The sequence below is a fragment of the uncultured Oscillibacter sp. genome (assembly GCF_910584465.1).
In the GTDB taxonomy this organism is placed as follows: domain Bacteria; phylum Bacillota; class Clostridia; order Oscillospirales; family Oscillospiraceae; genus Oscillibacter.
Map to the genome: position 1 here is coordinate 1 of NZ_CAJUBK010000016.1, position 12,273 is coordinate 12,273.

The following is a 12,273-nucleotide window of genomic DNA, read 5'->3' on the forward strand; positions in this document are numbered from 1 at the left end:
CGTGCCACCGGATCTCTACGATGTCTTTCATTCTCTCTTCTCCTTTCCTGTGCTCAGCGGCAGACGGCCACGATCTCGATCTCACACAGGACCTGCTTGGGCAGCTCCCGCACCGCCACGCAGGAACGGGCGGGCTTGCCGGTGAAATACTTGCCGTAAACGCCGTTGAACGCAGCGAAGTCTGCCATATCCGCCAGGAAGCAGGTGGTCTTGACCACGTCCTCGAAGCCCAGGCCGTTGGCCTCCAGGATCGCCTGGATGTTCTGGCACGCCCGATCGGCCTGCTCTTCGATGGTGGTCCCGACCACCGCGCCGGTCTCCGGGGACAGGGGCACCTGGCCGGAGGCGAACAGGAACCCATTGGCCTTCATGGCCTGGGAATAGGGACCGATGGCGGAAGGAGCGGCAGAGGTGCTGGTGATCTCGATCATAGCGATCTTCCTTTCTATACTGTGATTTTCAAAGGCCGGCGTCCGGTCATTTATCGCTGCCGCCGTCGATGGCGTCCATCAGGACGGCGATGGCGCCGTCGCCGGTGACGTTGCAGGCGGTGCCGAAGGAATCCTGCGCGATGTACAGGGCGATCATCAGGGTCAGCATGGCCTCATTGAAGCCCAGCATAGACTCCAGGATGCCCAGAGCGGCCATGACAGCGCCGCCGGGGACGCCGGGGGCGGCGACCATGGTCACGCCCAGCATCATGATGAAGGGGAACATCTGCGCGATGTTGACGTCCCAGCCGTTGAGCATCATGATGGCGATGGCGCAGCTGGTCAGGGTGATGGTGGAGCCGGAGAGGTGGATCGTGGCGCACAGGGGGCACACGAACTCGGCCATCTTCTTGCTGACGCCGTTCTTCTTGGTGCAGTCCACGGTGACCGGGATCGTGGCGGCGGAGGACTGGGTGCCGATGGCGGTCATGTAGGCGGGGATCATGTTGCGGACCATGCCGATGGGGTTCTTCTTGGAGAAGGTGCCGGCGACGGTGTACTGGAAGAGGATGATGATGATGTGCATCACGATGATGATCACGAAGACCTTGGCGAACACGCTCATGATCTCCACCACGGTGCCGGCGTAGGTCATGTTGGCGAAGATGCCGTAGATGTGGAAGGGCAGCAGGGGGATGAGGATGTTGGCCACCAGCTTCTCCACGATCTCCTGGAAGCCGAAGAAGATGTCCTTCAGGGGCTTATTGCGGGTAACGGCGATGCCCAGGCCCAGGATGAAGGAGATCAGCAGGGCGGTCATGACGCCCATGAGGGGCGGCATCTCCACGGTGAACAGGCCGGGGAGCATGGTGTCCTCCGCGTTCTGGGCGTTGTCCATCACGATGGAGCCCACCTTCAGGAAGCTGGGGAACAGCACCCGGTCCACGCAGAAGGCGAAGGTGCCCGCGATCAGGGTGGAGATATAGGCGATGCCGGCGGTGAGGCCCAGGGTCTTGCCCGCGCCCTCGCCCAGGTCGGCGATGCCGGGGGCCACGAAGCCGATGATGATCAGGGGGATGCAGAAGTTCAGGAAGTTGCCGAAGATGCTGTTGAACGTCGCGCCGATCCGGACGATGATCGGCTGGTCCATCATCTGGGAGACGGCGCCGACGAGGATACCGAGTACGATCGCGATGACGATCCTGGGCAGCAGGCCTAACTTTTTCTTATTCATGACGCTTTACTCTCCTTTCCAAGGGAGAGCCTCTCCTTTTTCAATATTTTCCATTCGATGCGCGCATGGGGTCAGCGGGCTCGTTGCTGAGGATGCGGTGTCTTTCCCGGTCTTTCTCAATTGATGAACGTATAGCCTTTGGTGCGCAGCGCCTGTTTGATCTGGCGCACATGTTCCATGTTCCTGGTCTCCAGGGACATGGAGACGATGCAGGTGCCGACGTCGGAATACTCGTTGTCCCGGACATGGTTGACGCTGACGATATTGGCCCCGGATTCCGAGACGACCTGGAGGAGCTGGATCAATGTGCCGGGCTTGTCGGCGACCTTGGCGGAGATCTCCGCCAGACGGCCGGACTTGGACAGGCCCTTGCTGATGATGCGGGACAGCGTAGTCACGTCCACGTTGCCGCCGGAGACGACGCAGACGGTCTTCCTCTCGGAGACGTCCACCTTGCCGAACATGCAGGCGGCGACCGTCGTGGCGCCCGCGCCCTCGGACACGGTCTTCTGGCCCTCCATCAGGGCCAGGATGGCGGCGCAGATCTCGTCCTCCGAAACGGTGACGATCTCATCCACATAGTTCTGGCAGATCTCGAAGGTCAGATCGCCGGGGGTGAGGACATGGATGCCGTCGGCGATGGTGTCGCCGTCCTTGACCGTGACGACCTCCCCGGCCTTCCGGGACTCGTACATGGACGCCACCGCGGCGGCCTGTACGCCGACGACGCGGCAGGAGGGCTTCAGGCTCTTGATGGCGAAGGCGATGCCGCTGATGAGGCCGCCGCCGCCGATGGGGACCACCACCTGCTCCACATCCGGGAGCTGGTCCAGGATCTCCAGGCCGATCGTGCCCTGGCCGGCGATCACGTAGGGGTCGTTGAACGGGTGGGCGAAGGTATAGCCCTCCTCCTCGGCCAGGCGGTTGGCCTCCCGGGCGGCGTCGTCATACACGCCGGGGACCAGGACCACGTCCGCGCCGTAGCCCTTGGTGGCCTCCACCTTGCTGATGGGCGCGCCGGCGGGCATGCAGATGGTCGACTTGATGCCCAGCCGCGTGGCGGAAAGGGCGACGCCCTGGGCGTGGTTCCCGGCGGAGCAGGCGATCACGCCTTTCGCCGCCTCCTCGGCAGAGAGGGAACGGATCTTGTTGTAAGCGCCCCGGAGCTTGAACGATCCGGTGAGCTGAAGGTTTTCCGCTTTGATGTACAGGTTCTCCCCGATCTTGGGGGCGGATTCCAGCGGGGTCCGCCGAGAGATGCCGTGCAGAGCGTTCTGCGCATCCCAGATCATTTGCAGAGTCAGCGTAAAGATCCCTCCTTCGGTCAGTTTTCATTCGGTGTGGCAGCCCCGGGCACGATGCCCGGGCCCGATGCGGGACGGGCGTGATATTGCAACAATAGGGATATGGGCCGCAGGGAGCGCTTTGTTGCAATCGCCGACATGTCTCTTGAGCATACACAATTTATTTTGTATGTGTCCTCCTTTCAAAAACAAGTATAAAGGATGGACGGTCGGAAAACAATGCACAAATCTTCCAAATGCCTATGGAGAAAAAATAACAATATGACGGGATGTCTCCGGCGGGGAGACGCACATCCGCCCATGGAGTGCATCCGGCCCGGCCGCCGCTCACGGAGGCGCCCGGCCGCCCTGACAGGAGGCCCGGGGACCGGAGCGTCCCCGCCCCGGTCCCCGGGGGGACACCCCCCGGGAAAGGCCCCCCGCCGTCCCGCGCTCCCCTACCGAAGGCCCCGGCAGATCCGTGAAAACGGGCCCTCGAACTTCGGCCGCCCCCCTTGCCTTCGGCCCGCGGATGGGGTAACATACAGGCAGAGCGGACGAGCGTCATGATAGGGAGAGGAGCGTCGGATATGGACTTGAGGATGCGGAGGGACGCGGACCGGATCGTCTCCGCCAGTCTGCGGGCGGTGCTGCCGGACGAGGCGGTGCGGCGGGCCCTGGAGGCGTTCCGCCCCGCAGGGGGCCGGACGCTGCTGGTGGCCGCGGGGAAGGCCGCGTGGCAGATGGCCGCGGCGGCGGCGGATGCCCTGGGGCACGTGGACGGCGGCGTGGTGGTGACGAAATACGGCCACGTGAAGGGCCCCATCCCCGGCGTGCGCTGCTATGAGGCCGGGCACCCGCTGCCCGACGGGAACGGCGCCTCCGCCACCGCGGAGGCGCTGGCGCTGACGGAGGGGCTGACGGCGGAGGACACCGTGCTGTTCCTGCTCTCCGGCGGCGGGAGCGCGCTCTTCGAGCGCCCCCTCATCCCCGTGGAGGAGCTGCGGGACATCACGCAGCAGATGCTGGCCTCCGGCGCGGACATCGTGGAGATGAACACCATCCGCAAGCGCCTCAGCGGGGTGAAGGGCGGGCGGTTCGCCCTGGCCTGCGCCCCGGCGCGGGTGTTCAGCATCGTGCTCAGCGACATCCTGGGGGACCCGCTGGACATGATCGCCAGCGGCCCCGCCTGCCCGGACAGCTCCACCTGCGCCCAGGCCCTGGCCGCCGCGGACAAATACGGCCTGCGGCTGTCCGCGCAGGCCCGCGCCCTGCTGGCGCGGGAGACGCCCAAGGCGCTGTCCAACGTCACCACCCGCATCACCGGCAGCGTCCGGGAGCTCTGCGCCGCCGCCGCGCGGCAGTGCCGGGAGCTGGGCTACGAGCCGCTGCTGCTGACGGACCGGCTCTGCTGCGAGGCCCGGGAGGCCGGGAGCTTCCTGGCCAGCGTCCTGCGGACCCACGCCGGGGACGGCAGGCGCCTGGCCTTCATCGCCGGAGGCGAGACGATCGTGCATCTGACCGGCGGGGGCAGGGGCGGACGGAACCAGGAGCTGGCCCTGGCGGCGGCCCCCGGCATCGCCGGGATCCCCGGCGCGGCGGTCTTCTCGGTGGGCAGCGACGGCACGGACGGCCCCACCGACGCCGCCGGCGGCTATGTGGACGGGGACACCCTGGCGGAGCTGGAGGCCCACGGACTGGATGTGTCCGCCGTCCTGCGGGAGAACGACGCCTATCCCGCGCTGGAGCGGACCGGCGGGCTCATCATGACCGGGGCCACCGGCACCAACGTCAACGACGTGGCGGCGGCCCTGCTGGCCCCGGAGTGAACAGGACGGCGGCGGAGCCTACGCTCCGCCGCCCAGCCTGTCGAAAAGGCTTTTCGACAGGCTGGGCAAGTTTTCAGGACTTTCAAAAAGTCCTGAAAACTTATGATCTGAACGGTGCAGGAGACCCTTCCTGGGTCTCCCGCACACACTCTCCCTTCCCGTTGGATCGGTCCTCTCTTTTTTGACAAGATGAACGAAAGGGACCCCTATCGGGTCCCTTTCGTGACTCTCTCCCTTCCCGTCGGGGAAGTCTCCTCTGCTTTTTCGGCCACTCGGGCGGCGGAGCCTACGCTCCGCCGCCGTTCGTCAGGGCCGCTGAGGGCCCCTGGCATCGATCAGCCAATAACAGCGGACCTGCCGCCGGAAGGCCGCGGGGTCGCCGTTCGTCCGCCGCTCCTCCTGGCTGGCCGGGTCCAAGATCCGCACCTTGTCGTTCCAGGCCCAGACCAGCACGAAGTGTCCTCTCTTGGTCCAGATCCCCGGCCCCATCAGGGCGATGGCGTAATATCCCTGCCCCAGGCGCTCCCGGACCTGCTCATGGACCGGATGCTCCGGCTGGTCCAAGATCCGCCCGCCCAGCAGCTGCCGGCACTCGATGCCGAACGCCGCCATCTGGGGCTGGAAATAGCTGTAGTAAGTGCCCTGCCCCAACGCCTTATAACCGTTGGCCATGCTCCAGGCGCAGGTGGTCACCGGCGTGACGGATCCGTCCTTCAGCGTGGCGATCGCCATGGCGGCGCAGGTGGGCCCGCACCCGGCGCTGCCGATGGTGGACGTCTCCTTCTTCACCCGATAGGGCTTGTCCCGCCACCTCGGGTCGCTTTGGCAGTAATAGACCGGTTTTTTGTTCCCGGCGCCCTCTCCCGTCCGGCTGCCGCCGGCCGCCGTGAGGGCCTCTGTTCGTTCCATGTCCTTCCTCCTTCTCAATCTCGTCCATCCTGCGGGGCAGGTCCCTCCCGGACGGGGAGCTCCGCCGGGGAGCCGCAGAGGTAGCACGCGGCGTCCCGCCACTCCTCCGGCGGATACGCCTCCGGGCGCAGGGCCCGGAGGGCCTGTACGACCCTGCCGCGGTTCCCGGCCAGATGCAGGTCCGAGAGGAACGCGCATCCGGTCAAGCGGACCAGCGCGTCCAGCAGCGTCTCCTCGGACGCCATCCCGAGACCCTACCGGCCGCCGGCCAGCCCGCCGATATAGTCCCGCAGGGGCTGGCACTCGTCCCACACCAGGGTCAGATGCTCCTTTGCCGCTTTGAGGAACTTCTCCCGCTGCTCTCCCCGCTCCTTGGGCCCTCCGAAGGGCTCATACGGCTGCACCGCCCAAAGCCCGGGCCCTCCCGCCTCCTGCTCCGCACGCTCCGTATAGTCGTACCAGGCCGAGGCCAGGTCCTCGTCGCTCGCGGAACGGAGGAACACGCCGAGCATCTCCCGGGTCTCCTCCCACTGCGGCCCCCTCTGGTCGATGAGGGCGCTCCGGTCCATCCGGACGTCGAAGGGAGCGGCCTCGCCGCCGCCGAGGATATACCGCATCGCGTCCGTCATCTGGAGATAGGCGCAGTAGAACTCCAGCGGATTGTAGCGGGTGATCCAGGGGTCTCCCTCCCCGTGCCATTGGGCCTTGTAATGCAGGGTCTCGCAGGGCAGGTCCAGGCAGGTCCCGATCCGCCCGTGCCCCAGGTACCCGAAGGAGCTCCTGGTGGGCGCGGGGCTGTAGTCCCCGGGCCTGTACCGGACGTCGTCCAGGATGTCCTCCGGCGCGGCGTCCTTCCCCGGGACGATGTGCTTGACCTGGCAGACCTCGTTGAGGTCGTAGGAGGCGATCCCGGCGAAGCCCTGATGGGCGAAGGTGTCCGCCAGCACGTGCATGGCGATCCCGATTCGCAGGAGGGCCTTCTCCCGGTCCTGCCCGCCGTCATAGGACTGCTTCGCCCCCTGGACGACCGCGCCGGCCAGCTTGCTCTCCGGCCCGCAGATCAGCATCTTCTCGGGCGTGAGGGGGCCCTGTCCGCCCCGCATCTCCCCCCGGAAGGACGCATAGTCCCCGGGGAGGAAGTGGAACACCGGCCAGATGAGGGCCTGCGTCCTGCGCTGCGCCCCGCTGCGGTCGAAGACGTCCAGCATGTCCTCGAAGACGATCGTGGAGGCGGACTGCACCGTGACCCCATCGCACTCGTCCACATACCGGGCGGCCCGGGCGATGAGCCGGGCGTCGCCGGCGGAGGCCCCGGCCCGCCGGGCCGCGGAATAGGTGACATAATAGTGGAAATTCAGATCCATCACACCAGACCTCCCGTCTTTTCAGTCTCAGGCCGCTTCGCGCTCCGGCGGAGCGCCGGGCACGCATCCCACACCAGGTCCCGGAACGCGAAGAGCTGGCGGTCGAAGCTGTCGATATAGTCCCGGTCCGTCTCCCAGACAGGCTCCCGGTGATCGCAGGGGCGCCGCCGGCACCAGGCGAACGGCTGCCACCACTCCTCCGGCAGGCTCTCATCCGAGGGGAAGCCGGAGAAGGACAGCGCCAGCCCGCGGGCCTCGTCCGAGGACTCGGAGGGGGGCTCGAAGTCCGCCTTGGCCCTGCGGATGTACGCCAGCGCCTCCTTCATCACGAGATACGCGCCGGCAAAGCGGGACGGGCCGACCCAGGAGACCGTGGGGACCACCCTCCAGGGGGACTGGTAGGTGAAGATCCGGCCGGGGGCCCCGGCCAGCGCCCCCAGCTGCGCGCACCCCAGGAAGGAGGACGGCGGGTCCTCCGGGGCATAGGGCTCCAGCTCGAACGGGTCCTCCGCGGACAGGGGGCCGTCCCGGCCCAGCAGCTGCCGCATCTGCTCCGGAGGGATCTCCTTCGCCGTCAGGATGCCCCCGGCGGCGTTGACGGTCTCGCTGGCCACGCCGGCGAACCCCCGGTGCAGGCAGGCGTCTGCCAGGGCGTGCAGGACGATGCCCGCGGCCTGCCGGGCGCCGGTGTGGGCCTCGTCGTCCCGCCAGCGCTCCCGCGCCCATCCCGCGGCGCGCCGGGAGAGGCTGCCGTCCGGGCCGCTGACCAGGGAGAGCGCGTCCCGCATCCCCGGGGCGTTCCCGGACCGCGGATCTGCCTGCGCCATGGTCCGCGCCGGGTCTCCCGGCAGGTAGTGGAGCGCGGCCATCACCCCCGGCGACGCCGCCTTTTTCGCCGGGGAGGCCGCGTCCCCCTCCCCGGAGCCGTCCGCCGTATAGCTCTCCGCGAAGCGCACGGCCCGCGCGACCGCATCGGCGTCCTCCGCCGTGAGGCCCGCCGCCAGGGCGGCGGTATAGGAGGCGAAGTAGTAAAAATTCTCATTCATGTCATGATGCCGCCTTTCTGCCCGCCCGGGCCGTCCCGGGCGGGCACAGGGTTGGAGATGCGCCGCGGGCGGGGATGGTCCCCGCCCGCGGCATAGGGGAGCCGCTCACTTGAGGATCCAGGAATTGTTGCCGCTGAGCTCCACGGTCCGGGAGAAGACGTTGACGGGGTACTCGATCTCGAACTTCTGGGTCATGCGGTTGACGTCGATGACCTCGCCCTCCTCGAACTTGCCGAAGGCGATCCAGTAGCGGGGGTGGGGCATGAAGGTGTACTTCAGGTTGGGAGCGGCCACGCAGGCCACGGCAGGCTTGCCGGACATGGCCACGCCCACGGAGACGGTGTCGGGGGGGATCGTGCTGTCGCAGACGACGCCCAGCTTGCCGGACTTGGTGGCGTTGTCGGACGCGCCGAAGCGGAACGCGCCCCGGTCGCGGGTCAGCAGCAGCGTGTTGGCGTCGGTGTCGGACGGATCGGCGTCCATGATCTGGGACGCCTGGAACACCACGCCGGGGGTCAGGTCGCCCTGCTCGCTCCAGGCCAGGCTGTAGTCGATGTCCCACTCGAAGCGCAGGCGGGTGCCGGGGTGCGCGGTCTTGTTGAACCACACCAGGGGCCGGATGTCGTCCATCTGGCCGTCATAGGTCTGGTAGAGACAAATGTCCCCGCAGTCGGTCCCCTTGTGGATCACGTCCAGGGTGTAGAGAGTGTGCTTGCTCATGGTGAGTTCCTCCTGATAAGATGTAGATTCAGTCCGTATCGCTCTCGAACTGTGGCCTAAGTATACCATAGGCCGCTGCCGGAGATCGGAAGCCGATCGGAAACTTTTCGGAAGATCAGGAAAAATCCTCCAGCAGCCGCCGGTAGTAACGCGCGGCGGCCCGGTCCCCGGCCTCGCGGAAGTGCTGTTCGGCCAGGGAGAGCAGCTCCATGTAGCGCATGTCGTAATACGCCTCCGCCCGGGCGCTCCACTCGTAATATTCGTTCATGAGGAACGGCGCGGTATACAGCTCGATGGCGGCCGTGCAGCAGCCGATGACGGCCCGGTACCGCCAGAGCCGCTCGAACCGGGCGGCGTCGCTGTCGATCCGGGCCGGATCGAGCCATAAGGTGTCCCGGCTGGCCTGGAGGGGCAGGCCGGGCAGGCGGCGCAGGGCGGCGCAGACCTTATACAGGCTGTCCATGGCGTGGGCGGGGCCGGTCCCCGGCCAGAGGAGCTCGGCGGCGTACGCCTTCCGCACGGCGCGCCCCCGCTCGGACAGCAGGAGGGCCAGCAGCTCCGCGGACTTCTTGTTGGGCAGCTTCAGCAGCCTGCCGCCGCGGTACAGGGAAAACGTCCCGAAGCAGACCGCGTAGAGGTCCGCCTCCAATGGGGGGGAGAGGACGCCGGATCAAGGTCCCTCTCCGGCGTCAAGTATAAGATCCGATCTTCCGTGTGGCAGCAGAGGGCGTCCCCTGCCCGCAGGGACAGCCGCCCCATGACGGGCTCCGGCAGGCGGAGCGAACCGTCCTCTCGTATGACGATCTTCAGCATCGTGATGTTCCTCCCGATCCAAATACTTGTCCGCAGGCGCCCCATCCTGGCCGCGCCGCCGGACGGCGGCGGGCGGGGCGGGACGCAGGGGACAGCATAGGTATCATAGGCATGAGGACCGCGCAAATGTAACTGAAACGCGTCGGATCGGGGAAAAATATCTTTGATTTTGGGGAAATCGGTGCTTTTTTCGACAAAAATGTAAAATTTTGGAAGTCATGGACCCGTTTGGGCCCCGCCGCTCCGCAAGACCCGGGACATCCGCCGGGTCCGGGGCCCGCTCCCCGGCGGCGGGCCCGCCTTCGGACGCCGCTCCTCCGGCCGGCCCGCGGGGGCGGCTGAGCGGCTCCTCCGGCCCCTTATGAGGAGCGGCCGGGGGAGCCGTGCCCGATGTCCGCCATGCCGCCGCACGACGAAAATGGCCAGCAGTGTCCCCACTACTGGCCAAAGATCTTATCCATCCCCCCCGCCCGCCGGGCAGGGGATCGTATCATGTCCGGCCGCGCTCAGGCCGTCTGCCCGGACGGGGCCGCCTGGGGCTGCGCCTGGTACTCGAAGTACACCACGTTCCCGCTGACCGTCACGGGGCCCTGGGCCCCCTGGCCCAGGCTGAGGCTCACGCTGTCCAGCATACAGCGGTAGTCGCTGTCGTGGAGCTGCTGGAGCACCGCCTTGGCGGAATCATAGCTCCCGGTGGCGAAGGTCATGGAGATGCTCCGCCGGACGATGGGCTGGGAGGCGTCTACCGTGCTGAAGGACAGGCTGTAGTCCTCCGTGCCGGAGAGGATGGCGTTCAGCTCGAACATGACGGGCTGGAGGTTGTCATAGTCGGCGATGCTCACCGGCGGCGTGTCGGCGGCGAACAGCTCCTCCAGCTCCCGCTCCATCCGGCGCTTCTCCTCCAGGCGGAGCTGGGCGGCCTCCGTCTGCGTCCGGATGGACTCCGTCTCCCCGACGCAGCGGTCCCGTTCGGCGGTCATGGGCATGTAGAACAGCAGCATATAGCCGCTGACCACCAGGATGACGCCCAGCAGCGCCAGCAGCATCCATTCCCGGGCCGTCAATTGTCTCCTCATCCCGTCACCTCCTTCCGCAGATCGATCAGCACATCGACTTGGACCGAGGCGCCGGCGGGGACGGCCCCTTCCTGCGTGGTGGAGGCCGTGTTCACCGTCGTGCCCGCCACGATGGGCGACGCCTCCAGCACGTGGACGATCTGGGCCGTCTGGGCCAGGGTCACGCCGGAGAATTGGACCTGGACCGTGCCGGCGCTGATGGAGACGGCGTCCATGGCCGCCGTGGTCCCCACGGCCTCGTCCAGCAGGGCCAGGATCTCCATGCGGTCGATGAGGGCCCGCTCCTCATCGGTGGCGGAATAGCGCTGGTAACGCTCCCAGACCTCGCTGTAGTCCGTCAGCTCCAGCATGACGCCGTCCAGCTGGTCCTCCGCCGCGGCGAGGGCGCGCCGGGCCTCGGCGGTCTCCGCCCACAGGTCATAGACCAGGAACTTGCCCAGCCCCAGCAGGCACACCAGGATGAACAGCACGTATAAGGCGATGGTCGCCGGCTTCGTGGTGCGGTCCGGCCGGTAGTAGAGGTTCATGGACCGCTTGGCGGGATAGGCTGTCTTTTTCATCTCATTCCCCTCCCATGGCCGCACCGGCGGCGAAGACGCCCGCCGCCGCCCGCTCCCCGGCCTCCGCCAGCAGGTCCGCCGGGTCCAGCAGCGGAAGGCCCACCGTGTCCTCGATGCTCTGCCGCAGCAGCGGCAGGGCCGCGCCGCCGCCCACCAGGTAGACCCCCTCCAGCGTGCTGGAACGGTAGGTGAACTGGTAGAAGTTGATCACCTTCAAGATCTCCACCGCGATGCGATCGCAGACCTCCGCCAAGGCGGGGATGGTCAGCACGTCCTGGAAGTTCGTCGTCTTGTAGGTGTTGGACAGGAACGGGTCCACGCCCATCTCCCCGGCCACGATGGCGTCCAGGTCCCGCCCGCCCAGGGAGATCTGCCGGGTGGCCTGGATCCGGTCCCGCCAGACCACCGTCATGCGGGTGGACTGGTGCCCCAGGTCCACGAAGCAGAACTCGTCCGCCCCCGCCCCCCGGTACTGGCAGAGCTGGATCAGCGCCATCTCCTGGGGCAGGACCGTCCTCAGGCGGAAGCCCGCCTGGGAGAACATCTGCGCGTACTCCGCCAGCGTCTGCTTCGCCGCGGCCGCCGCCATCATGGGCACGCCCTGGGACTCGTCGTCCCCGTCGGAGCCCGCGCAGACGGCGTAGTCGCAATGATACTGGTCCGCCACGCCCTGGATGAAGTCCGTGAACTCATAGGGCAGGTTCATCAGCAGCTGCTCCGTGGTCATCCGGGGCATGGTCACCAGGCGGCAGATCGCCTGGCTGGGCGGCAGCACCAGCGCCGCCGGCCCCCGGGGGAGGGAGAGCTCCTTCTTCGTCTGTTTCAAGAACTGCGCGAAGGCGTGGGGCAGGAGCACCGCCCCCGTGCCGTCCACCAGGTTCTCCGGCAGGCGGATCTCCTCGATCCGGGGGCCGCTCCCCTGGAACACCGCGATCTTCAGGCTGCTGCTCCCGATGTCGAATCCCAGCCGCGTTTTTCCCATAGTCCCTTCTCCTTCATCCACACACG

General features: G+C 67.2%; 13 protein-coding genes. 1 reads left to right on the plus strand and 12 read right to left on the minus strand.

The annotated features are described in order from the left end of the window. Positions 1–53: 53 nt before the first annotated feature. The 3 genes from QZ332_RS05815 to ilvA form a co-directional block, all read right to left on the minus strand. Positions 54–431, minus strand: a complete 378-nt coding sequence (locus QZ332_RS05815) for a RidA family protein (RefSeq protein WP_295763508.1) — start codon at positions 429–431, stop codon at positions 54–56. 46 nt (positions 432–477) lie between these two features. Beyond that, positions 478–1,665 (minus strand): dicarboxylate/amino acid:cation symporter, encoded by a 1,188-nt coding sequence (locus QZ332_RS05820; protein ID WP_295763510.1) that lies wholly within the window; start codon positions 1,663–1,665, stop codon positions 478–480. Between the two features lie 116 nt (positions 1,666–1,781). After that, entirely contained in the window at positions 1,782–2,957 is a 1,176-nt protein-coding gene (ilvA, locus tag QZ332_RS05825) for a threonine ammonia-lyase (protein WP_295763513.1), read from the minus strand. A 581-nt stretch (positions 2,958–3,538) separates the two neighbouring features. Between ilvA and QZ332_RS05830 the strand changes: the two genes are divergently transcribed. Then, positions 3,539–4,777: a glycerate kinase gene (locus tag QZ332_RS05830; RefSeq protein ID WP_295763516.1), complete on the plus strand. Its 1,239-nt coding sequence runs from the start codon at positions 3,539–3,541 to the stop codon at positions 4,775–4,777. Between the two features lie 306 nt (positions 4,778–5,083). On the opposite strand, the gene QZ332_RS05835 is transcribed toward QZ332_RS05830, so the two are convergent. The 9 genes from QZ332_RS05835 to pilM form a co-directional block, all read right to left on the minus strand. Further along, entirely contained in the window at positions 5,084–5,686 is a 603-nt protein-coding gene (locus QZ332_RS05835) for a C39 family peptidase (RefSeq protein WP_295763518.1), read from the minus strand. Positions 5,687–5,700: 14 nt separating this feature from the next. Further along, the gene (locus QZ332_RS05840; RefSeq protein WP_295763521.1) at positions 5,701–5,931 is read right to left on the minus strand and encodes a hypothetical protein; all 231 of its coding nucleotides are present in this window, start codon (positions 5,929–5,931) and stop codon (positions 5,701–5,703) included. A gap of 9 nt (positions 5,932–5,940) precedes the next feature. Continuing rightward, a complete protein-coding gene (locus QZ332_RS05845) occupies positions 5,941–7,050 on the minus strand; it encodes a DUF6765 family protein (protein WP_295763524.1) in 1,110 nt (369 codons plus the stop codon). Beyond that, positions 7,050–8,096 (minus strand): DUF6765 family protein, encoded by a 1,047-nt coding sequence (locus QZ332_RS05850; protein ID WP_295763527.1) that lies wholly within the window; start codon positions 8,094–8,096, stop codon positions 7,050–7,052. Before QZ332_RS05850 ends, QZ332_RS05845 begins: the two co-directional genes overlap by 1 nt. 105 nt (positions 8,097–8,201) lie before the next feature. After that, complete coding sequence (locus tag QZ332_RS05855) at positions 8,202–8,816, minus strand: hypothetical protein (RefSeq protein WP_295763529.1); 615 nt, start codon at positions 8,814–8,816, stop codon at positions 8,202–8,204. A 115-nt stretch (positions 8,817–8,931) separates the two neighbouring features. Then, the gene (locus QZ332_RS05860; RefSeq protein ID WP_295763532.1) at positions 8,932–9,465 is read right to left on the minus strand and encodes a hypothetical protein; all 534 of its coding nucleotides are present in this window, start codon (positions 9,463–9,465) and stop codon (positions 8,932–8,934) included. 670 nt (positions 9,466–10,135) lie between these two features. Then, a complete protein-coding gene (locus tag QZ332_RS05865) occupies positions 10,136–10,705 on the minus strand; it encodes a hypothetical protein (protein ID WP_295763535.1) in 570 nt (189 codons plus the stop codon). Then, a complete protein-coding gene (locus tag QZ332_RS05870) occupies positions 10,702–11,265 on the minus strand; it encodes a hypothetical protein (RefSeq protein ID WP_295763537.1) in 564 nt (187 codons plus the stop codon). The genes QZ332_RS05865 and QZ332_RS05870 overlap by 4 nt, the downstream gene beginning before the upstream one ends. A gap of 1 nt (position 11,266) precedes the next feature. Next, entirely contained in the window at positions 11,267–12,247 is a 981-nt protein-coding gene (gene pilM / locus QZ332_RS05875) for a pilus assembly protein PilM (protein ID WP_295763540.1), read from the minus strand. Positions 12,248–12,273 lie beyond the last annotated feature (26 nt).